This window comes from Nitrospirillum amazonense (genome assembly GCF_007828035.1).
GTDB classification, from domain to species: domain Bacteria; phylum Pseudomonadota; class Alphaproteobacteria; order Azospirillales; family Azospirillaceae; genus Nitrospirillum; species Nitrospirillum amazonense.
In genome coordinates, this window is sequence record NZ_VITV01000003.1 from 398,171 (window position 1) to 419,673 (window position 21,503).

Consider the following 21,503-nt stretch of genomic DNA (forward strand, 5'->3'; position numbering starts at 1 on the left):
GGAATACAGGATTAGTATAGGCAGAAATGTCGGTGGTCGTCTTCTTATAAAGAGGCTATGGCCGCTGCGACCTGTTCCAGCGCGCCCGGAACAGCCTTTGCCGCCAGCCGCGCCTCATCAACCTTCCCTTGGACCAGGGCTTCTTCCACTCGGTCGGCCACACGGGCCAGGACGTCGGCCCCGGCGCTTTTCGCCACGCCGGCCAGGGCATGCGCCTCGCGCCGGGCGGCACCCGCGTCACCGAGGGCGAAGGCCTGGTCCAGGCCGTCCGCCAGCGGGCGCGCCGCCCCCAGGAAGTCACTCAGGAAGGCCCGCGCCTCGTCATCCAGTACGCTGAACAATTCCAGGGTGCGGGCCAGGTTCAGCACCGCTGTCGTATCCCCCGGCGTCGTGTCCCCCAGCGTCGTGTCCCGCTGCACCGCGTACCCTGGCATCGTGTCAACCAACGGCGGCGGCGCGGCCTTCGCACCGCTGTCCGACAACGGCGGCAGCCATTGCGCCAGGCAGCGATCCAGCCGGTCCAGCTCCAGGGGCTTGGCCAGGAAGCCGTCCATGCCCGCCGCCAGGCAGCGCTGGGATTCCCCCGCCATGGCGTTGGCCGTCAGGGCGATGATGGGGGTGCGCAGGCCGGTGCCCGTTTCCGCTTCTCGGATGGCGGCGGTTAGCTCGAACCCGTCCATCTCCGGCATATTGCAGTCGGTCAGCACCAGGCCGAAGCGGCCCGTGCGCCAAGCGGCCAAGGCCTGGCGCCCATCCTCGGTGACCTCGGCGGCGATGCCCAACAGGCTGAGCTGCCGGCGGATCACCATCTGGTTGACGGGCTGGTCTTCCGCCACCAGCACCAAGCGGCCTTGCGCCATGGCCACCTCGACCGGCGGCGGCTCGCCGCGCCCCTGGCGCAAGGGCGACGCCACAGCGCGGGCCGCCGTCTCCTGCCCCGCTGCAGAGGCCACGGCGCGGATCAGGGGCACGCGGCGCACCGGACGGCCAATCTGCACCGTGCCCGACGGCAGGCCCGCCGGCCGCACCGAATCCGCCGCTGCCACCAACACCGCCGGCTTGCCCGCCGGCAGGTCGGGCCAAACGTCGCCCGGCCGGGGAACGACCACGGCCACGTTCCAAGGCTGGCCTTCGCCCGCCACCCGGCCGCCGGCGGCCTCGACATAGCAGGCGACGGTGTCGCGCAGGGCCTGGGTCTCGGCCGCCACCAGCACGGTGATGCCGGCCAGCGACGGCAGGGCCGGCTGGGGTGCCGCCACCGGCTGTTCCTGGGCAACGGCCAGGTCTATCTCGAACCAGAAGGTGGACCCCTGGCCCGGCGCGCTGTCCAAGCCGATGCTGCCTTGCATCAAATCGATCAGGCGGCGGCTGATGGACAGGCCCAGGCCGGTACCACCGAAGCGGCGGCTTGTGGAGCTTTCGGCCTGGGTGAAGGGCTGGAACAGCTGCTTCTGCACATCATCGGCGATGCCGATGCCGGTGTCCTGCACCGCCACCCGCACCCGCGCCCGGCCCGGCGCCGCGCCGGGCAGGCAACGCACCGACAGGGTGACGCCGCCCTTCTCGGTGAACTTGATGGCGTTGCCCGTCAGGTTGTACAGCACCTGGCGCAGGCGCAACGGGTCGCCCATCAGCAACTCGGGGATGGCGGGGTCGATGTGCACGTGCAGGTCCAGCGCGCGCTTGCGCGCCTGGGCCGCCAGCATGTCGGCCACACCCTCCACCAGCGGACCCAGCGCCACCGGATGGCACTCGATGTCCATGCGCCCGGCCTCGATCTTCGAGAAGTCGAGGATGTCGTCGATGATGCGCAGCAGGGTGCCGGCCGCGTCCCGCGCGGTGAACAGCATCTCCATCTGATCATCATCCAGACCCGTATGGGACATCAGTTCCAGCATGCCCAGCACGGCGTTCATGGGCGTGCGGATCTCATGGCTCATCGTGGCCAGGAAGCTGGACTTCAGCCGGCTGGCGCTCTGCGCCTCGCGCGCGGTGCGGATGTTGTCGTAGGACCGCAGCGCCGTGATGATGGTGATGAACAGCTTCTCCGAGGTGAGCTCGGTCTTCGCCTTGTAGTCGTTGATGTCGTAATTGACGATGACGTCGCGCACCGGCGCCTGGCCGGGCTGGCCGGTGCGCAGCACGATGCGCACGTCGTTGTTGTCGAATTCCTCGCGGATGCGCCGTGCCAGCACCAGGCCGGCATCATCCGTTTCCATGACGATGTCCAGCAGGGCCACGGCGATGTCGCCGCGCTTGGTCAGGATGCCCGCCGCCTCGGCCGCCGATCGCGCGGTCAGCAATTCCAACGGCCGGCCCTTGTACGTCAGCCGGCTGAGCACCAGCCGGGTCATGATGTGCACTTCCTCGTCGTCATCGACGACCAGGATGGGCCAGGGCGGCAGCTCCGGCGCGCGCGTCGCCGGTGCATCCTCCGCCAGGAACAGGGAATCGAGGTCAGACGTCATCGCCGCCCGTCTTCAGGGCGGTGGGCAGTGACGGCCTGCTGTCGTTTGGAACCGCTGGTCACAGCCATGGATCGACGTGTCGGCACCTTTATGCCGCTGGATGATTGGACCCCATCGGGGCACGGCGCCAAGCGCGCCCTACCCTTGTGCTCAGCGCACTGTACATGACAGGGCCCGGCCAATCCAGCCGCGCACAATCCGGCGGTCGATCCGGGAGTGTAACGTCACCGGACCGCAACAGTGGACCAAAAGAATCGAGAGTAAAGCGCAGCCTTAGCGGCTGGCCGCCTTGCGCCCGCGGCCGGGGGCCTTGGCGGCCGCCTTGGCGCCACGGCGGCCGCGCTTCACCGGCTCGGGCGGTGGCGGGGGCGGCGGCGCGATGCAGGCTTCAAGCCCCTGGTACGCCATGACAATGACCGAAGGCAACGCCTCGACACTGACGGGATTGGACCGGGCGTATGACGTTGCGATCTTGACCGCCAGTTCCCGCAATTCCGGCCTTAGTCGATCGTTCATCTAACGCTCCCACCCGCTTCCCATGGACGACTTGATAGAAGGGACCGTAATCAAAGACGCTTCGTTTAGCGCCCATTAATTCGGTCTATGCGGTTTGGGTGAGTAATACCGGCCAAGAGTACTGGCTGGACGCCGGTTCACTATGACCCGGGACGGAGATGGGCAAGGGTTCGGGGAAGCGTGTCGGGACCGGTTTCAGCCCACCCGGGCCGACGGTGACAGCTCAGGGCGGTCCAGGCCCACCGCCCCGTCAAGGCGAGCGTCGGCAAAGCGCACGCCGGTGGTGTCCGCCTGCGCCAAATCGGCGCCGCGCAAGTCGGCACCGGTGACGTTGGCGTATTGCAGCTGGGCGCGCCACAGGCTGGCCCCAGCCATGTCGGCGCCAGTCAGGTCGGCGGGCCATGACCGGCCGTTGGGATGGCCGTCCGGTTGCAGGATATCCGCGGGGTCCAGGCGGGCGTCGGCCATGTCGGCGCCCGCCAGCCGGGCATGACCCAGCGTGGCCCCACGCAGCACGGCGCCGCGCAGGCTGGCTTCCGTCAGGTCGGCACCGGAAAGGTCGGCCAGGGTTAGGTCTGCGCCGCCCAGCAGGGCGCCCCGCAGATGCGCGCCGCGCAGGGTGGCGCCCGACAGCCGCGCGCCGCGCAGATCGGCACCGTCGAGATTGGCGCCCTCCAACTCGGCACGGGCGCCACGGGCGCCGCCGCTGTCTATCCAGCGTTCGTGGTCGTGGACGCGGTGGCGCATATCCAGGGCCAGCGAATCGAGGGGGCGGGAGAAGCGCGCCTCATCCAGCAACGCCTCGCTAAGGTCGCAATGGCCCAGCTCCACCCCCACGAGGTCGGCACCGGCGAAACACGCGCCCCCCAGCCGCGCGCCCACCAGCAGGGCGCCGTTGAGGCGGGCGGCCGAGAGGTTGGCCTGGCTGAGGTCGGCGCCAGTCAAATCGACCTCTCGCAGGACGGAACCGGTGAGGTCGGCACCTCGCAGGTCGGCGCCGCGCAGCACCGCGCCGGTGATGTCGCATTCCAGCATGACCACACCGGGCAGGCGGGCCCCCACCAACAAGGCGCGGCCCAGATGAGCCTGGCGGAAGACGATGCCCTGGCCGGAGCGTGGCACCTCCGCCGCTCCCTCGCCTTCCCCCCCGGCATCAGGCACCGCGATCAACATGTCGCTGGAGCGCAAATCGGCGCCGCGCAAATCCGTGCGGTCCAGCAGAGCGCCCCTCAAGGCGCAGCCGCGCAAGTCGGCCGCCGCCAGGCAGGCTTGGGTCAGGTCGGCATCCGTGAGATCGGCGCCATAAAGGTCGGCCCCCTCCAACCGGCAATTCGTCAGGATGGCGCCGGACAGGTCGGCTCCGCCCAACTGGGCGCGGGACAGGTTGCGGTTCGACAAGTCAATGCCGCGGAGGATGAGCATCGCCAGATTGGCGCGGCGCCCGCCCGGCTTGGCCGCCAACCAGCGCTCGTGCTCATCAATAATCTGGGTCAGCTGGGCGCCGAACATGGAACCATCCGCTCGCGACCAAGTAACAGGCATGCGGGACAGCCCTCCGGGCCAATCCCAAATGGGCGGGGTCGCTCCGCCGGTATGGAGTATGGGCGCGGCGGGTTAATGGAAACTGAAAGCCGGCTGGAAAATCCGCATAGGGCGGCGGAATGTCAGTCCAGAGCGTCCAGGGCGTCCAGCAACTGGTCCATGCGGTAGGGCTTGGGCAGCAGGCGCATGCCTTCCAGCGGCGGCAGGTTTTCCGCATAGCCCGTCGTCAACAGCACGGCGAGCTCGGGCCGCAGCAACCGGGCGACCTTGGCCAGTTCCACGCCATTCATGCCACCGGGCATGACGATGTCCGAGAACAGGATATCGATGGTGTCGCCATCCTGCAGCAGGGCCAGGGCCTGGTCGGCGCGCGAGGCCTGCAGCACGGTGAAGCCGCGTTCCTTCAGGCTGGCCGACACGGTGGCGGACACGGTGGCGTCATCCTCCACCACCAGCACGGTGCGCGTCTCTACCCGGTCGGCCGGGCGGGCCTCGGCCGGTGCCGGGGGCCGGCGGGGAGCGGTGGCAGCGCGGGGCAGGAACAAGGTGACCGTGGTGCCCACGCCCGGCACACTGTCCAGGTGGACGGTGCCGCCCGACTGGCGGGCGAAGCCATAGACCTGAGACAGGCCCAGGCCGGAACCCTTGCCCACCTCCTTGGTGGTGAAGAAGGGCTCGAACACGTGGGGCAGCACGGCAGGGTCGATGCCGGAGCCGGTGTCGGTGATGGCCAGGCGCACGAACTGGCCTTTCAGCGCATCCTCCGTCTGGTCCGGCGCCAAGTGCACATTTTCGGCCACGAAGCGCAGCACGCCGCCGTTGGGCATGGCGTCGCGGGCGTTCACCGCCACGTTCAGCAACGCCAGTTCCAACTGGGCGCTGTCGGCCATGGCTGGCCAAAGCCCTTGGGGCAGCACCATTTCCAACACAATGTCGGCGCGCAGGGCGTGCATCAGCAGCTGGCGCATGGTGCGCACCAGTTCGGCCACGTCCACCGGCTCGGGACGCAGGGCCTGCCGGCGGGCGAAAGCCATCAGCTGGCGGGTCAAACCGGCCCCCCGGTCGACCGCCTGCATGCCGGCGCGAATCAGGTCGCGGCTGCGATCATCCGGGGCCCGGCGCAACAGCATGTCCAGACAACCGGACACCGCCTGCAGCAGATTGTTGAAATCATGGGCGATGCCGCCGGTCAGACGGCCCACGGCCTCCATGCGGTGGGCCTGGAACAAGGCGGTGTTGGCGCTCTCCGCCTCCGCCACCGCCGCCCGCACCTTATCCTCCTGCTCGGCGCTGGAACGGGCCAGGCGCTGGCTGGCGTCGGCCAGCACCTGGGCTACGGCATCCGCCTCGGCCAAGCCCAGTGTCTCCGTCGGCACGGGAGCCCCACGGCCCAGCGCGGCCGCCCGGGCGGCCAACTGTTCCACCGGATAGGTGATGCCCCGGGCCAAGCGCAGGGCCAAGCCCAGGGCCAGCGCCAACAAGGCCACCGCCCCCGTCAGCGCCAACAACAGGCCACGCCAAGCCTCCCGCCCCAACTCGTCCCGAGGCGCGGCGACCGCCACGACCAGATCCTGGCTGGGCGTGCGCCGGAAAGAAACCATGGTCGGCATGCCCTCCAGCGACACGCCGGGCATGCGGCCCGATGTCTGCTTGGCATACGCCTCGACGAATTCCGGCCGGGCCTTCTGCCCGACGTAACGCTCGGGATCGCGGGTACGGGCGATGATGACGCCGGAGCGGTCGACGACGGCGCCGATCCAGCCGGCCCGCAGCTGCTGGTCCGTCAACAGCTGGGTGAATTCCGTCGATGGCATGACCAGCGACAGGATGTAGGCCGGGGCGCCATTCTGGAACACCGGCTCGTGCAGGGCGATGGCCTGCTGGTTGGTGAGGGTGCTGTTGAACAGATTGCCGACACGGCTGTGCCTCGCCTCCAGCGCGGCACGCAGGTTCGGACCCAACTGGCCGCCCGAGAGCGGCGTTCCCGGCGGCAGCGCGGTGTTCATCAGCACCCGGCCGTCGCTGGCCGACGCCAGACGGAACCAGTAGCCCTTGGGCAGGTCGATGGCCCTGGCCTGGGCTTCCAGCGCCGCGATATCCCCGTGCGCCAGGGCGGGAGACGCGATCAGCGCGCGCAAGTAGGCCTGGCTTTGCCCCAACTGCTGGTCCACCGCCAGGGCGAGCATGTGGGCCGTCTCATCAAGGTGGCGTTCCGCCACCCGGCGCTCCCGCGTGTAGGCCCCGCCCAGTAGCAGGGCGCCGCCCAGCAGGGGCGGCAACAACAGGGTGACGGCGGCCAGCAAAAGCCGCCCACGCACCCCCAGCGCTGAAGAGGAGGTCCGGGCCGAGCGCTGAGGAGCGGCCACGCGCAGACCGGCCGGCGTCGGCATCGCGGCCGCGATGCCCCGTCCCCCCGCCGCTATGTCCTCGCCATCCGCCACGTCTCGATCCCTTCGCCGGGGTCTGGCCGCACGCCTACGCCGCATGAAGCCGCTGCCCGGTCCGCCGTCCATAGCCGGGGCGCCAAGCTAACCCGGCCATGCGCCCCTGACTAGAGGAGGTATTCCGTGCTGGGTGGCGCCGCCGGCCAGGATACGCCCAAAGGCAGAGCTTCAGTTCGTCGCCTTGGCAAAGTCCCCGGCACGGAAATAGGACAGCTTGTCCGGATCGATGCGGGTGCGCAGGGCCGACGCCACCTGTGCCGACGTCACCGCCGCCACCTTGGCTTCCATTTCCGCCGACCAGGCCATGGTGCGACCCAGGTAAAGGTTGGTGGCCAGCAGGCTGGCCAGGCGCGCATCCTCTGTCCGGCCCATGCGGAACTGATCCAGGAAACCGCTCTTGGCCTCCGCCAGTTCCTGGTCTGTGACACCGTCGCGCACCAGGCGTGCCAATTCCTCGCTGAAGGCCGTCTTCACCTTGGCCACGTTCTGGGGGGCGGCGATGGCCTGGAGGGTCAGGCGCCCCACATGGTCGATGGCCCCGACCGACAGGGCGGAGCCGGCGCCATAGGACAGGCCTTCCTTCTGCCGCACACGGTCGCCCAGGCGGGAATGCAGGGTGCTGCCGCCCAGGATGCGATTGGCAATCAGCAGGGCGGGGTAGTCGGGGTCATCCTCGGTCATGGCCAGGGGCAGACCGGCCAGCAGGATGGCGTTGGCCTTGTCCGGCGTCTGGATCACCTGGTCCAGGCCGGCCACCTGGGCGGGGGTCTCGGGAATGCGGGTGTAAGGCTGCGGCGCCACGAATCCGCCCAGGGCCGCCTGTACCAGCTGCGGCATGGCGGCGGCGTCGAAGTCGCCCACCACAGCCACCTGGGCCCCACGAGCGCCGTAAAAGGCGTGATAGAAGGCCTTCACCTCCTCCAGCTTCAGCGCCTTGATCTTGGCGATCCACTCGTCAACCGTGTCGATATGGCCGGGGTGGTCGGGCTGCGTCGTGTCGAAGGCCCGGTCGAAGGCGTTGCTGGCCAGGGACTGGGGATCGGTGCGGGACGATTCCAGGTCGGAAATGGTGGCGGCGCGCCACTGCTCCAGTTCATCGGCCGGGAAGGCAGGCTCCCGCAGGATCTCGGACACCAGCGCCAGCACCTCGGCCACGTGCGCGCGGTCGGTACGCACGGCGATGCTGGTCTGCTGCGTACCGGACGAGATGGCCAAATTGGCTTTCATCTTATCCAGCAGGTCGGCGATCTGCTGGCGGCTGTGCTTGGTCGTGCCTTTCAGCAGCATGCTGGCCACCGCCTCGCACGCGGCGTCCTTCCCCGTCAGGCTGGCATCGTCGCCATAGCGCAGGCGGATCACCAGGTTTACCGCCTGCCCCCGGGCCGGCTTGGCCAGCAAGGCCAACTTGCCACCGTCCGCCAACTCCAGGCGCTGGGTATGGGTGTCGATGTTGGCCGGGCTGCTGTCGAACACGGTGTCGGCCACGGCCGCCTCCCGCCCCTTATAGCCATCCACCAGGGACGCGGCGGTGGGCGCGGCCGGGATGTCCACACGCTCCGGCGCCGCGGTCGGAATGAAGTGGCCCTCGGTGCGGTTGGCCTGGCGGAAATAGGTCTCCCCCACGCGCTGCACATCCGCCGTGGTCACCGCGGCGATGCGGTCGCGCCCCACGAACAGCAGGCGCCAGTCCCCTTGGGCGATGACATCGGTCAGGCTGAGCGCCACGCCGCCGGGGTTATCCATCAACTGGTCGTAATTCTTCAGCATGCGGGTCTTGGCGCGGTCGACCTCCTCGTCCGTGATGGGATGGTCGTGCACGCCCTCCACCACGCCCGTCATGACCGACAGCACCTTGGCGGCGTCGCCGCCCTTGGGCACCTCTGCCAGGGCCATGGCCAGGCCGGGGTCCACACGCTTTTCGGCCGAAGCCGACACGCCGGTGGCCAGCTTTTGCTCCACCAGCGCCTTGTGCAGGCGTCCCGAGGGCGTGCTGCCCAGGATGAAGGACAGGATGGACAGCGCGGCGCTGTCGGGATGGGTGGCGGCCGGGATGTGATAGGCCAGCCCCTCGTAACCCGTGTCGCCCACACGGCGCAGGGTGACGGACCGCTCGCCATCCTGTGCCGGTTCGACCGTATATTCCGGCGGCAGCGCCTCGGCCGGGTTCTTCAGCGCGCCGAAGGCCGCCTGCACGCTGGCCAGGGCCTTGGCCGGGTCGAACTTGCCGGCGATGACCAGGGTGGCGTTATCCGGCCGATAATAACGGTGGTAGAAGGCCTGCAGGTGGCCGATGTCCACGTTCTCCACGTCCGAGCGCGCGCCGATGGTGGAATGGCCGTAGTGGTGCCAGAGATATGCTGAGGAGTGCATGCGCTCCATCAGGATGCCGACGGGGTTGTTCTCCCGCATCTCCATCTCATTGCGCACCACCGTCATCTCGCTGTCGAGATCCTTGCGGGCGACGAAGGAATGGACCATGCGGTCCGCTTCCAGGCCCAGGGCCCAGTCCAGATAGTCCTGCCGTGCGTCGAAGGTCTCGTAGTAATTGGTGCGGTCCTCGGCCGTGGTGGCGTTGTTCTGGAAGCCGCGCTTCTGCGTTTCCTGGGGGATGTCGTGGTGATCGGGCGTGCCCTTGAACATCATGTGTTCCAGCAGGTGGGCCATGCCCGTCTCGCCATACCCTTCCATGCGCGAGCCGACGCGGTACACGACGTTGACGGTGATGGTGGACTTGGCCTCGCTGGGGAACAGCAGCACGCGCAGGCCGTTGGCCAGGCGGTATTCCGTGATGCCCTCGACGCTGGCGACCGCCCTGGGGGCGGCGAAATCGGCCTTGCCCGCCTTGGCGGGGGCGGTGACCTTGGGTTGGTCCGCGGCATACGCCACAGCGGGAACGAGAGCAGGCGCCATCAACGCGGACAGGGCGCAACTGGTGGCGAGGGCCGCCGCCAGGAAGGTCTTACCAGAGGCCAAAGTCGTCCCTTTCTTTCTCACCCGCACACACCCGCCGCAGGACACACCCTGCGGGGGCGCACCACAACATTGCCCACCGAATGGGCAGGCCGGCCAGTGTGCACGAGGCCGCATCGTCTGGGCAGGGAATTATCAGCGCACCCGCCCGCCCCATGTGGCGGCAGCGCAGGGCCTATCCGTTGCACGACCGCTACATCGACCGGCCTCCCCCGAACAGCATCGGGTTCGCACCCGCCCACCCGATGGTGCTATTCAGGAAGCCGGGCTATCGTGGCAGCGGCAAGCCGCTCACCATGAAGGCCAACGCGGCAACGGCCATGCACCGGGGCCGAACCATGACGACGAACTGGCATCCCCTGTGACCGACTCCCTGGTCGCCTGTCCTGAATGCGACGCCCTGCACGAACGGCGTGAGCTGGCGCCCGGCACCAAGGCCCGATGCGTGCGCTGCGGGGCCGTGCTCTACCGCCGCTCCTACCTGGAACCGGACCACCAGCTGGCGCTGGTGACCGCCGCCATCCTGATCTACCTGATCGCCAACAGCTTCCCCATCGTCGACCTTGAGATCCAGGGGCGCAGCAACAGCACCACCCTGGTCGGCAGCGTGCTGGCCCTGTGGCGGGAGGGGCGGGAGATCGTGGCCGTCCTGGTCTTCGCCACCACCCAGCTGTTCCCCCTGGTGGATTTGGGCGTCCTGTTCGCCCTGCTGCTCATGATCCGGCGGGACCGGCCAGCCCTGGCCTTCGCCCCCATGCTGCGCTTCCTGCAGGCGCTGCGGCCCTGGGGCATGATCGAGGTGTTCATGCTGGGCATCGTCGTGGCCCTGGTGAAGCTGTCCAACATGGCCGAGGTGGTGCCGGGCATCGCGCTGTGGGCCTTCGGCCTGCTGACCGTCCTGCTGGCGGTCATCCTGTCGCTGGACCTGCGCAGCCTGTGGCGCGCGGGCGAACGTGTCGTCGTGCGGCCAAGGCGGCGCCTCCGGCCCAAACAATCGGTGCATCCATGAGCGCGGCACCGACCACCTCCTCTTCGGAAGCACGCGTGACCACGGCGGCGCAAGCGGGTTTGGTCGCCTGTCCGCACTGCCATCTGGTATGCCGCGACACGGCCGCCCGGGATGGATACGGTGATGGCCGCGTCCGCTGCCCCCGGTGCGCCGGGCGGCTGCACCCGCGCAAGGTGGACAGCCTGTCACGCACCTGGGCGCTGCTGATCGCGGCCGCCATCCTGTACATCCCGGCCAACGCCTTCCCGGTGATGCAGACCTCCACCCTGCTCAGCACCCAGAACGACACCATCCTGTCCGGCATCCTCTATTTCTGGAACACCGGCTCGCCCGAACTGGCGGTGCTGATCTTCACCGTCAGCATCCTGGTACCGCTGCTGAAGCTGGCGACGCTCAGCACCCTGGCCGTGTCCATCCAGCGCGGCGCGCGAAGCCGCGCCGACCAGCGCGCCCGCCTTTACCGCATCGTCGAGTTCGTCGGCCGCTGGTCCATGCTGGACGTGTTCGTCGTGGCCCTGATGGTGGGCCTGGTGCACTTCCAGGGGCTGGCCGTCATCCAGGCCGGCCCGGGTGCGGCCGCCTTCGGCGCCGTGGTGGTGCTGACCATGCTGGCCGCCCACAGCTTCGACCCCCGCATGATCTGGGATCGCGCCCACCGCCCGCGCAGGGGGCGCGATCCCAAGAAACGACTAGTCTTCGGAACCCGCCATGGCTGAAACCACGCCCCCCGCCCCCCATCAGGACGACCTGCCGGAACCGGTGGTGGACTCGGGCCGCCGCTGGATCCCGTCCTTGGTATGGCTGATCCCGGCCATCGCCGCCATCGTGGGCCTGACCCTGGTGGTGAAGACGGTTTGGATGAAAGGCCCCAGCATCACCATCAGCTTCCTGACCGCGGACGGCATCGAGCCGGGCAAGACCAAGGTGAAGTTCAAGGACGTGGACATCGGCGAGGTCAAGGGCGTCACCCTCACCGACGACCACGCCCGGGTGCTGGTGACGGTGGAGCTGACCAAGGACGCCAAGGGCTTCGCCGTGGACGACAGCCGTTTCTGGGTGGTACGCCCACGCTTCGCCGAGACGGGCGTCTCCGGCTTGAATACCCTGCTGTCCGGGTCCTACATCGGCGTCGATGCCGGCAAGTCGGACAACCCCCGCAAGGAGTTCACCGGGCTGGAGGATCCGCCGGTGGTGGCTTCCGACGTGCCGGGGCAGCGCTATGTGCTGCACACCGACGACATCGGCTCGCTGGCGGCGGGATCGCCCGTCTACTACAAGCGCATCCCCGTGGGCCATGTCGAGCGCTACACCCTGGATGAGGATGGCCGCCACATCACCCTGCATGTCTTCATCAAGTCGCCTTACGACCATTTCATCACCAAGGACAGCAAGTTCTGGCACGCCAGCGGCGTGGACGTGCGCATCGACGGCTCGGGCCTTAAGGTGGATACCGAGGCGCTGGCCACCATCCTGATGGGGGGCATCGCTTTCGAGGATCCGCCGGACACGCCCATGACCCCGGCGGCGGCCGGCAGCCAGTTCTGGCTGGCCGCCAACCATGTCGACGCCATGAAGGCGCCGGAGGGCTACCACGTAGCCATGGTGATGCGCTTCCACCAGTCCATCCGCGGGCTGACCGTGGGCGCGCCGGTGGATTTCCGCGGGGTGGAGATCGGCAACGTCACCGGGGTGGGTATCGACTACGACCCGGCCACGCAGGACTTCACCTCCCGCGTCATGGTCAACATCTTCCCGGACCGTCTGGCTTCGTTCGAGCAGACGCTGCCGCCGGAAAGCGAGCGCGCCGCCCGGATGCAGCGCCTGGCAGAACTGGTGAACCGGGGCCTGCGCGCCCAGCTGCGCACCGGCAGCTTCCTGACCGGGCAGCTGTATGTGGCGGTGGACTTCATGCCCAAGGCGCCGCCGGTGCAGTTTAACCCCAACACCGATCCCGTGGAACTGCCCACCGTGCCGGGCGATCTGGAGGAGCTGTACCAGAAGGTGCAGGAGATCGTGGCCAAGCTGGACAAGATCCCCTTCGACGCCATCGGCGAGAACGCGCGCAAGGCGCTGGCCAGCGTGGACGGCGCCACCCGCCATATCGACGAGCTGGTGCAGCATGCCGACCACGACGTGCTGCCCGAAATCCGCGACAGCCTGAAGCAGATGGAACAGACCCTGGCCGCCACCCAGGCCAGCGTCGCGCCGGACGCCCCGCTGCAGCAGGACACCCGCCAGGCCCTGAAGGGCGTCATGGACGCCACCCGGTCCCTTAAAGCATTGAGCGACAGCCTGGAACGCCACCCGGAATCCCTGGTGCGCGGCCGGAAGGACAAGGACGAATGAGCACGAACCCCGCCCCGTTCCCCCGTTCCCTTTCCGCCCTTGCCGGCCTGACGGGCCTGGTCCTGCTGGCCGGTTGCGGCGGTTCCACCCCCATCCGCTACCACGCGCTGGCCCCGCAGCCGGCCGACGCGCCCGCGACCGGCGCCGCGCGGGTGTTGGTGGAGGTGTTGCCCGTGACGGTGCCGGAGCGGCTGAACCGCACCCAGCTGGTGCTGACCGATGCGGGCGGCCGGCTGGACGTGCGCGACGACGACCGCTGGGCGGCCCCGGTGGCGGATGAGATGCGGCTGGCGCTGGCCAACGCCCTGTGGCAGCGGCTGCGCGCCACCGACATCTATCAGGCGCCCGTGGCCCCCGCCCCCAATGGCCCGCCGCAGTACCGCTTGGCCCTGCGCATCGAGCGGTTCGACGCCACCCCCGGCGGCACCGCCGTGGTGGACGGCAGCTGGACCATGCGGCGCCTGCCCCAGGGGGCCGCCTCCACCTGCCGCGCCGGTTTCAGCCTGCCGGTGGCCGCCGCCTCATCCGACGCGGCCGCCGCTGCCCTGTCCAATGGCGCGGCGCAGCTGGCCGCCGCCGTGGCCGACAGCCTGGGCCGCCTGGACGCGGCGGCGCCTGGCGCTGCGTCGCCCTGCGCCGGCGGCGCGAACTGAGGGGATTGGCATCCTAACCCACAGCATAGGTCCGCGCTTTACCGATCCTTAATATGCTTAACGGAGTATTCGGCTTCATGGCGCCGTCCCTCCGAAAGTCCTCAAGCTGTCTGGTCGAGGACCAATTGATGGCGATGGCGCCCTGATTTTTGGGGGGCACCCGCGTTGAGGGCCCCCGCTAGGGTGAGGAGCGTCGAAGGCCATGAAAAACCTGTCCATCCGCCACAAGGTGATCCTGGCGTTCAGCGCCGTCCTGGGCATCACCCTGATCCTGGGCGTGGTCGCCATGATGCAGGCCGCACGCATGAACGCCTCCGCGATGGATATCCGTGACGACTGGCTGCCCTCCACCCGTGCGGTGGGACAGATCGTCCAGGCGACGGAACGCTTCCGCTCGCTAGAAGGCTCCTATCTGCTGGTCAAGGAACCGGCCATGCGGGCAGAGGTGGAAAAGCGCTTCGCCGCGACCCTGGCGGACTTTGACAAGTCCTGGACGGCGTATCAGCCGCTGATCGGGGCCGGCGAGGAACGCGCCGCGGCGGACGACATCCAGCGCATCTGGAAGACCTATCTGGGCCTGCATGACAAGCTGCTGGCCACCGCCCACGACGGCAAGTTGGACGAGGCCGTCGCCTCTTTCCGGGGGGAGATGATCGACACCTTCACCAAGTTGCGCCAGGCGTTGAAGACCGACGCCGACGTCAACCTGAAGGGCGCGGACGAGGCCGCCAAGGCCAACCGCGACAGTTATCAGACCGCCAAGGTGGTGGTCATCGGCGCGCTGATCCTGTCGCTGGCGCTGGGTGGCCTGGCCGGCTTCGCGCTGATCCGCCTGGTGTCCAAGCCGCTGGACGACATGACGGGCGCCATGGGCCGCCTGGCCGACCATGACCTGTCGGTGCAGATCCCCGGCGCCGACCGCCTGGACGAGATCGGCCGCATGGCCGCCGCCGTCGCCGTCTTCCGCGACAGCATGATCCGCGCCGATGAGCTGGCCGAGCGGGCCCGGCAGGAACAGCTGAGTCGCGAGGCGCGCGTGCGCCTGCGCGAGCAGTACATTGAGGAGTTCGACAAGGTCTCCACCGAGCTGGTCAACTTCGTCGCCCACGCGTCGGAGGAACTGGGCCAGACGGCCGCCCGCCTGACCCAGATCGTGGACGGCAACCGCCGCCAGGTGCAGGCCGTGGCCACGGGCGCCGAAGAGGCCTCCACCAACGTGCAGACGGTCGCCGCCGCCACGGAGGAGCTGACGGCCTCCATCGGCGAGATCAGCCGCCAGGCCCTGCAGTCCGCCACCGTGGCCGATGAGGCCGTGCGCCAGGCGGAAGAGACCGACGCCACCGTCAACGGCCTGGCCGAAGGCGCCCAGCGCATCGAGGCGGTGATCAGCCTGATCCGTGAGATCGCCAGCCAGACCAACCTGCTGGCGCTGAACGCGACCATCGAGGCGGCCCGGGCGGGCGAGGCCGGCAAGGGCTTCGCGGTCGTCGCCACCGAGGTGAAGGCGCTGGCCAACCAGACCGCCAAGGCCACCGAGGACATCGGCGCGCAGGTGGCGGCCATCCAGCAGGAGACGACGGATGCCGTCAGCGCCATCCGCCAGATCCAGTCCACCATCCGCGACATCGGCGCCGGCACCTCCGTCATCGCCGCCGCGGTGGAGGAACAGGGTGCGGCCACACGGGAGATCACCCGCAACGTGAGCGAGGCCTCCAAGGGCACGGTGCTGGTCTCCAACAACATCGGCGCCGTGGCAGAGGCCTCGGAAGAGACGGCCGCCGCGTCCGTCCAGGTGCTGGGCGCCTCGCAAAGCTTGGCCAAGGAATCCGCCCGCCTGCAGGAGGCCGTGGCCGACTTCTTCGCCAAGCTGCGCGCCGCCTGAAGCCAAGGCCAGGCCAGGGGCGGCGGACCGCCGCGTCTGGCCCTTCCCCTCTAATCCGGCATGTCCGGGGCGGCCATCGCCGGCGCCTTCTGGAAGAAGATGCTGACCGACCCGATTTCGACGCCCCATTTGGTGACGTGGGCCCGGTTCAGCAGGACGCCGCCGGGTTGCAGGAACATCCAGTCATCGAAGGCGACGCGCATGGTGCCGTCGCCGACCTTGAGGTCAAGGCGGTAGGCCCAGTTGAAGGCGTTGCCCGACGCCACGCCCCGCGCCACGCCCACGACATCGCCGGCGGTCCCCTCATAGCGGTCCGGCGCCACCCGTCGCACCGTCCAGGTCCGCTCCTCCCGTTCGCCGTCGTTGTACAGAAAGCGTTCGTGAAGGATCAGGGCGCCGTCCTGGCGGGTGCCGTCGATGTCGACGGTGAATTGGCGGCGCACCCTGCCGAAACGATCCTCGAACAATCCCCAGGCCTTGGTATGGCCGGTGAAGTAATCCTCCAAGACCAGCGGGGGCGTGCCGCCCGCGAAATCCTTGGGCGCCATCCCGGCGCAACTGGTGAGCAGGGGTGCACACAGCAGCGCGGCGCAAATCCGTCTCCACATCTCAAACCCTTTCCCGGCCTGCCCAGGACCCGTCGTCCCTGGCGCTGGACGATACGGGGAAGGAGACGCGGCGGATCATGGCCGGACCAGGACCAGGCGACAGGCGCCAAAGCGGCCCTTTCGCGATGCCGGCCGATCAAGATGATGACGGAAGCGCTATGCAGTCCTTTGGGGGAAATCATGACACATGTCCGTCGTCGCTCAGCCAGCCTGGGCTTGGCCCTGCTTGCCGGCATCCTGGCAGTCGCCAAGGTCATCCCAGCGGATGCCGGGACCGGCGCGTCGGACTACCACCCCTCATTCAAGCCCGGCCAGTTGAAGGGGCCGCCGGCGGGCAAGGCCAACGAGGTGCTGGTGCTGGGCACGCCGCATCTGTCGGGTCTCAAGGGCGAGCTGCGGCCGGATATGCTTGAACCCCTGCTGGCCCGCCTGGCAGCCTGGCATCCGGACGCCATCGCGACCGAGGACATGTCCGGCCTGCAGTGCGACAGCCTGCGCCGTTATCCCGCCCGCTATGCCTCGACCGTCGCCGACTACTGCCCAGACCCCGGTCCCGCCGGGAAGGCGACCGGACTGGACGTGCCCGCCGCCAACGCGGAGGCGGAACGGCTGCTGGCCGCATGGCCGGCCGCCCCCACCCCTGCCGACCGGCGACACCTGGCCGCGATCTTCCTGGCGGCGGGGGAGCGGAGCTCCGCCCTGGTGCAATGGCTGCGCCTGCCGGTGGAGGAGCGGCACGACGGCGACGGTCTCACGCCCGACCTGGTGGCGGCGCTGGAGCGGGCCAAGGACCGCCGCAACGAAACCAACCTTATCTCGGCCGTGCTGGCGGCGCGCCTGGGCCTGGAACGGTTATGGAGCGTGGATGACCACAGCGCCGACTTCCCCGATCCGCCGGACGCAAACGCCTATGCCGCCGCCATCACGCACGCCTGGGACAATCCTGTCGCCAAGGCGCGCCGGGCGGAAGATGAGCGGCTGGAGGCAGGCGTCGCCAAACCAGACGGCCTGATGATCCTATATCGCGCATACAACGCGCCGCAGGCCGCGCTGCAGGCCTATCAGGCGGACTTCGGTGCCGCCCTGCGGGAGCCGTCTCCCCAGGGATTTGGCCGGAATTACGTTGGGTATTGGGAGACGCGGAACCTGCGCATGGTCGCGAACATCCGCGACGTCCTGGGCCAGCACCCCGGCACCCGCCTGCTCGCCATCGTCGGCGCGTCACACAAAGGGTATTACGAGGCCTACCTGGACCAGATGCACGACCTGCGCCTGGCCGACACGCGGGAGGTGCTGCGCTGACGTGCCTAAAAGGCCGTCTCAGCCAAAGTCGTAGTAATTTTATAGGGAAAATGGTGCCCAGGGGCGGAATCGAACCACCGACACGGGGATTTTCAGTCCCCTGCTCTACCAACTGAGCTACCTGGGCATCCAGAGAAACCTAGCGGACGCTAAGTCCCTGATCTCGCGTGGGTTTTTGTGACCCGTTGCCGTGGCGTTGGCGTCCGCGGCGCGTCGAGGTGGCTGTATGTAGACAAGTCCGGCGGGCTTGTCCAGCCTGTTGTTTCGATCTTTTTCAGATTTTTTTTAGGCGGTTGATTTTACTGGAAAATTTCTGGATATGGCGGGGTGCTGGCACTCAGTCGCGCTCCGCTCCTGGCGCGGTCTCGCCATCCTCATCCGTCTCTTCGGTCACGGGCACGCGATAGCTTTCGTTCAGCCAGCGGCCCAGGTCGACGTCGGCGCAGCGGGGGGAGCAGAAGGGCTTTACCTCGGGCGCTGGCGGCCGGCCGCAGATGGGGCAGGCCGCGCGAGACCTGCGGGGCTTCAGGGGTATCGGTTGGTCGGTCATGGCAACATCACTCACATCACGGCGTCATCGTCGTCGGACAAAACGCCCGGGGCCGGCGCGTCCGCCGCCACCAGGTCCAGCAGGGAAGGTCCCCGGCGCTGGCGCGTCATCTCCACCAGGCCCAGGCGGGACATGCCATAGACCTGGGTATTGCCGGGATCGTCCGCCACCGCCCCGGTTAGGGCGAGAATCAGCCGCTCGCGGTCCGGCGGACGCGACAGGTTGATGAAGTCCACCACCACGATGCCGCCCACATTGCGCAGGCGCAGCTGGCGAGCAATTTCCGGCACCGCCGCCAGGTTGACGGCCAGGGGGTCGCCCTTCTCCCCCCCGTTCACGTCGATGACGGTCAGCGCCTCGGTCCGCTCGATGACCAGGCTGCCGGCGGCGGCCCCCCGCAAGGGGACGCGCGGGCGCAACAGGGTGGCGATGGCGCCGTCCAGGTCCCCGCCGTCGAACAGCGGCAGGCCGGTGGGGACGCGTTTCAGTGTCGGCAAAAGGTCGGCGGCGCGGTCGTCGCACCAGCGGCGCAGCTCCGCATACAGGTCCTGGCCGGCGGCGGCGCGGTCGTCCACAAGGATGGCCGATACCGGCTGGCCCGTCTGTTCCATCAGGGCGCGGATGCCGGCATGGGGGGCCGCCAGCAGCGTGGCCGGCGGTCCGTCGCCGGCCCGCGCCGCCCCGCGCCAGTCCATGGCCAAGGCCTCCGCCTCCTGCGCCAGCCAGTCGGCGGGCACGCCGGCGGCCGCCGCGCGCACGATCCAGCCACCGGCCCAGCCTTGGCCGCTGACGGGCACCGCGTCGCGCACCACGGTGGTGAGGCGCGCACGCTCCGCCGCGGCGCTGGCCCCCTGGCCCAGGCGCTTGGACACGTGGATGCCGGCCGCCAAGGGCGTGTGCACCAGGAAACGGCCGGGCAGCGCCACGTCCATGGACAGCAACGCGCCCTTGGCGCCCACGGGGTCGGCCTTGACCTGGACGATGATGGTCTGCCCCGCCCGCAAGGCCGTGCCGATGGGCCCCTGGGGCCGCGCGGCCGGGCGATCCTTCGGGGCGCCCTTGCCGCCTCCCTGGGGGCCACCCCCTTGGGGCACGCGCACGTCGGGGGCGGGCAGCAAACCGTCGCGGCCGGTGCCGATGTCAACGAAGGCGGCGTTCATGCCGGCGACGATGCGGGTGACGCGGCCGCGAATCACGGCGCCGGCCAGGGTGGGCCGCTCTACCCGGTCGATATAAAGATCCGACAACACGCCGTCGGTCAGCACGGCGGCGCGGCGCAAGGCGGGCCCCTGCGCCGGCAATGTGACGTCGATATGGAGTTCGCGGGCCATCAGGGCCGGCCCGTCACGCGGCCAAGAGCGGATCGATGCCGGCGGCACGCAGCAGGGCCGCCGTCTCGAACAGCGACAGACCCACGACATTGCTATGGGACCCGACCAGCCCGCGCGCGAACAGGGCGGCCCGGCCCTGGATGGCATAGCCCCCGGCCTTTCCAACGCCCTCGCCACAGGCGAGATAGGCGTCGATCTCGGCGCGGCTCAGTTTCTTGAACAGCACGGCGGTCTGCACCAGCCGGGTGCGCACCTTGCCCGCCGCGTCGATGACGCACAGGCCGCCATAGACGCGGTGGCGGCGGCCGGACAGCAGATCCAGGCAGCGGCGCACGTCGTCGGCGCTTTCCGCCTTGGGCAGGATACGGCGGCCACAGCCCACTACCGTGTCGGCGGCCAGCACAACCGACCCCGCGCTGCGGGCGGCCACCACCTCCGCCTTGGCCTTGGCCAGGCGCAGGGCGTGATGGGCCGGCAGCTCATCCACCAGCGGGCTTTCGTCGATGTCCGCCGGGTCGATGCCGGCCGGCGTCACCCCGATCTGGGCCAGCAGTTCCCGACGGCGCGGGGAACTGGACGCCAGCACCAGCGGCGGGAGCTGTCGTGGCATCCGCCCCGTCCCGTCCGCTTGCACACGCACCATGGGCGACCGTCCGCTTACTTGAAGCGGAAGGTGATGCGGCCCTTGGTCAGGTCGTAGGGCGTCATTTCGACGTTGACCCGGTCACCCGCCAGCACGCGGATGCGATTCTTGCGCATCTTGCCGGAGGTGTGGGCCAGCACTTCGTGTTCGTTATCGAGCTTGACGCGGAACATCGCGTTCGGCAGCAGTTCGGTCACTGTGCCGGAAAACTCGATCAAATCCTCCTTCGACATAACTTCCTTTCAGGAAAAAACGGGTGGACTGCGGGATACGCGCAATTTCGGCGACATAGGTGATGGCCCCGGCGGTCGCGGTCAAGTGTTTTCCAGGCGGCAGCAGGGGTGCGCCCGCGTCTTTGCGCGGCACTGTGGCTCTGGCCCCCTATCGCACCCCCCAATCATACGGGTGGCAACCCGGTGGATTGCAGGCGGCCCCTGTCTTCAGGCCGGCCTCACGGCTGGCCCGAGGGCTTTTTCTTAGGCTTGCCGGTGGCATCGGCTTCCAGCGTTGCCTGCCGGTCGCGCCACAGCCAGGGCGGTTCCACCCGCCCGCCCCACATGCCGGCGCGGTGGCTCATGGCCAGGACCTGGGTGTTGTAATAGTCCGGCGTCAGGGCGGTGTAGGCCAGCGCCCAGCCGGCCCGCACCATGATGCCGGCGACGTCGCGTCCCTCCACCGTGCATACACCAAGGCGCCGCTGCTTGGGCGGGCTTTCCTTCGTGGTACAGCGGACGATCTTGTCCTGGACAATGGCCTGCAATTCCTTGGTCGCCTGGGCGAAACAGTCATAAGTGGCGCCGCGCCGGTTCTGGCAGGTTTGGCCGGGGTCGGGCGCGTCGATGCCGTACAGCCTGATCTCCCCCCCATCCACCAGCAGGGTATCGCCCTCCGTCGCCTGGGCATGCCCTTCGATGACATCGCCCCCACCCCCCACCGGGGGCGGGGGGGCGGCCAGGGCGTCGGCGGACACGGCCAGGACGGCGATGAGGAAGGAAAGCGTCAGTCTCATGGGCGTCAGTCTAGCATTCACTGCCGTCGACCGCCGCCCTCATTGCGCGGGTTCGCGGCGCGGTTGGCGCCACCCCATGGTCCTGTCCTTAGAATGCGGCTTAAAATTGGACAGCCGCGCGCATGAGAGCCGCGCGTGGGCGTTCGGGTTTGGACTGTTGCTGAGCAGGGCGCCGATGCACTATTCCCCTCCCCGATCATCCCCCGCGACACTACAGAGATAGGCTTGGC

The 21,503-nt window shown here is 68.9% G+C and carries 16 protein-coding genes, 1 tRNA gene and 1 pseudogene; 6 read left to right on the forward strand and 12 right to left on the reverse strand.

The genetic code is table 11. The features are described from left to right. Positions 1-44: 44 nt before the first annotated feature. From FBZ87_RS09680 to FBZ87_RS09700, 5 genes are all read right to left on the reverse strand, one after another. Positions 45-2,468, reverse strand: coding sequence for a response regulator (locus FBZ87_RS09680; RefSeq protein ID WP_145610125.1), 2,424 nt, complete (start codon positions 2,466-2,468; stop codon positions 45-47). Positions 2,469-2,741: 273 nt separating this feature from the next. Continuing rightward, positions 2,742-2,984 (reverse strand): hypothetical protein, encoded by a 243-nt coding sequence (locus tag FBZ87_RS09685; RefSeq protein ID WP_145610126.1) that lies wholly within the window; start codon positions 2,982-2,984, stop codon positions 2,742-2,744. A gap of 195 nt (positions 2,985-3,179) precedes the next feature. After that, positions 3,180-4,493 (reverse strand): pentapeptide repeat-containing protein, encoded by a 1,314-nt coding sequence (locus FBZ87_RS09690; protein ID WP_246134321.1) that lies wholly within the window; start codon positions 4,491-4,493, stop codon positions 3,180-3,182. Between the two features lie 155 nt (positions 4,494-4,648). Continuing rightward, positions 4,649-6,967, reverse strand: coding sequence for an ATP-binding protein (locus FBZ87_RS09695; RefSeq protein ID WP_186454678.1), 2,319 nt, complete (start codon positions 6,965-6,967; stop codon positions 4,649-4,651). Positions 6,968-7,138: 171 nt separating this feature from the next. Continuing rightward, complete coding sequence (locus tag FBZ87_RS09700) at positions 7,139-9,943, reverse strand: M16 family metallopeptidase (protein WP_145610129.1); 2,805 nt, start codon at positions 9,941-9,943, stop codon at positions 7,139-7,141. Positions 9,944-10,301: 358 nt separating this feature from the next. Here FBZ87_RS09700 and FBZ87_RS29665 point away from each other — a divergent pair, with 358 nt between their 5' ends. The 5 genes and pseudogenes from FBZ87_RS29665 to FBZ87_RS09725 all read left to right on the forward strand — a co-directional run. Beyond that, on the forward strand, positions 10,302-10,949 hold the full coding sequence (locus FBZ87_RS29665) for a paraquat-inducible protein A (RefSeq protein WP_145610130.1): 648 nt from the start codon (positions 10,302-10,304) through the stop codon (positions 10,947-10,949). Continuing rightward, entirely contained in the window at positions 10,946-11,665 is a 720-nt protein-coding gene (locus FBZ87_RS09710; RefSeq protein ID WP_145610131.1) for a paraquat-inducible protein A, read from the forward strand. The genes FBZ87_RS29665 and FBZ87_RS09710 overlap by 4 nt, the downstream gene beginning before the upstream one ends. After that, positions 11,658-13,295, forward strand: a complete 1,638-nt coding sequence (locus FBZ87_RS09715) for a PqiB family protein (RefSeq protein WP_145610132.1) — start codon at positions 11,658-11,660, stop codon at positions 13,293-13,295. Before FBZ87_RS09710 ends, FBZ87_RS09715 begins: the two co-directional genes overlap by 8 nt. After that, complete coding sequence (locus tag FBZ87_RS09720) at positions 13,292-13,948, forward strand: PqiC family protein (RefSeq protein WP_145610133.1); 657 nt, start codon at positions 13,292-13,294, stop codon at positions 13,946-13,948. The genes FBZ87_RS09715 and FBZ87_RS09720 overlap by 4 nt, the downstream gene beginning before the upstream one ends. Positions 13,949-14,162: 214 nt before the next feature. After that, positions 14,163-15,830 (forward strand): annotated as a pseudogene (locus FBZ87_RS09725) (methyl-accepting chemotaxis protein); the annotation flags it as partial. 50 nt (positions 15,831-15,880) lie between these two features. Here the strand turns inward: FBZ87_RS09725 and FBZ87_RS09730 are convergent. Next, complete coding sequence (locus FBZ87_RS09730; protein ID WP_145610135.1) at positions 15,881-16,438, reverse strand: DUF3833 domain-containing protein; 558 nt, start codon at positions 16,436-16,438, stop codon at positions 15,881-15,883. A gap of 180 nt (positions 16,439-16,618) precedes the next feature. Here FBZ87_RS09730 and FBZ87_RS09735 point away from each other — a divergent pair, with 180 nt between their 5' ends. Further along, on the forward strand, positions 16,619-17,740 hold the full coding sequence (locus FBZ87_RS09735) for a DUF5694 domain-containing protein (protein WP_145610136.1): 1,122 nt from the start codon (positions 16,619-16,621) through the stop codon (positions 17,738-17,740). Positions 17,741-17,791: 51 nt separating this feature from the next. Here FBZ87_RS09735 and FBZ87_RS09740 read toward each other — a convergent pair. The 6 genes from FBZ87_RS09740 to FBZ87_RS09765 all read right to left on the reverse strand — a co-directional run bounded on the left by FBZ87_RS09740 (position 17,792) and on the right by FBZ87_RS09765 (position 21,273). Next, positions 17,792-17,867, reverse strand: a tRNA-Phe gene (locus FBZ87_RS09740). Positions 17,868-18,077: 210 nt separating this feature from the next. Continuing rightward, complete coding sequence (locus tag FBZ87_RS09745; protein WP_145610137.1) at positions 18,078-18,290, reverse strand: DNA gyrase inhibitor YacG; 213 nt, start codon at positions 18,288-18,290, stop codon at positions 18,078-18,080. Positions 18,291-18,301: 11 nt separating this feature from the next. Beyond that, a complete protein-coding gene (locus FBZ87_RS09750) occupies positions 18,302-19,621 on the reverse strand; it encodes a ribonuclease E/G (RefSeq protein ID WP_145610138.1) in 1,320 nt (439 codons plus the stop codon). Positions 19,622-19,634: 13 nt separating this feature from the next. After that, positions 19,635-20,231, reverse strand: a complete 597-nt coding sequence (locus FBZ87_RS09755; protein WP_088873191.1) for a Maf family protein — start codon at positions 20,229-20,231, stop codon at positions 19,635-19,637. Between the two features lie 47 nt (positions 20,232-20,278). Further along, positions 20,279-20,497 (reverse strand): translation initiation factor IF-1, encoded by a 219-nt coding sequence (gene infA, locus FBZ87_RS09760; RefSeq protein WP_044559220.1) that lies wholly within the window; start codon positions 20,495-20,497, stop codon positions 20,279-20,281. A gap of 218 nt (positions 20,498-20,715) precedes the next feature. Continuing rightward, positions 20,716-21,273, reverse strand: a complete 558-nt coding sequence (locus FBZ87_RS09765; RefSeq protein WP_145610139.1) for a thermonuclease family protein — start codon at positions 21,271-21,273, stop codon at positions 20,716-20,718. Positions 21,274-21,503 lie beyond the last annotated feature (230 nt).

Coding starts and splice junctions, on each gene's coding strand:
- FBZ87_RS09720 (WP_145610133.1), top strand. CDS start 13,292: ATGAGCACGAACCCCGCCCCGTTCCCCCGTTCCCTTTCCGCCCTTGCC.
- FBZ87_RS09685 (WP_145610126.1), bottom strand. CDS start 2,984: ATGAACGATCGACTAAGGCCGGAATTGCGGGAACTGGCGGTCAAGATC.
- FBZ87_RS09730 (WP_145610135.1), bottom strand. CDS start 16,438: ATGTGGAGACGGATTTGCGCCGCGCTGCTGTGTGCACCCCTGCTCACC.
- infA (WP_044559220.1), bottom strand. CDS start 20,497: ATGTCGAAGGAGGATTTGATCGAGTTTTCCGGCACAGTGACCGAACTG.
- FBZ87_RS09765 (WP_145610139.1), bottom strand. CDS start 21,273: ATGAGACTGACGCTTTCCTTCCTCATCGCCGTCCTGGCCGTGTCCGCC.
- FBZ87_RS09710 (WP_145610131.1), top strand. CDS start 10,946: ATGAGCGCGGCACCGACCACCTCCTCTTCGGAAGCACGCGTGACCACG.
- FBZ87_RS09680 (WP_145610125.1), bottom strand. CDS start 2,468: ATGACGTCTGACCTCGATTCCCTGTTCCTGGCGGAGGATGCACCGGCG.
- FBZ87_RS09735 (WP_145610136.1), top strand. CDS start 16,619: ATGACACATGTCCGTCGTCGCTCAGCCAGCCTGGGCTTGGCCCTGCTT.
- FBZ87_RS09755 (WP_088873191.1), bottom strand. CDS start 20,231: ATGCCACGACAGCTCCCGCCGCTGGTGCTGGCGTCCAGTTCCCCGCGC.
- FBZ87_RS09745 (WP_145610137.1), bottom strand. CDS start 18,290: ATGACCGACCAACCGATACCCCTGAAGCCCCGCAGGTCTCGCGCGGCC.
- FBZ87_RS09690 (WP_246134321.1), bottom strand. CDS start 4,493: ATGTTCGGCGCCCAGCTGACCCAGATTATTGATGAGCACGAGCGCTGG.
- FBZ87_RS09750 (WP_145610138.1), bottom strand. CDS start 19,621: ATGGCCCGCGAACTCCATATCGACGTCACATTGCCGGCGCAGGGGCCC.
- FBZ87_RS09715 (WP_145610132.1), top strand. CDS start 11,658: ATGGCTGAAACCACGCCCCCCGCCCCCCATCAGGACGACCTGCCGGAA.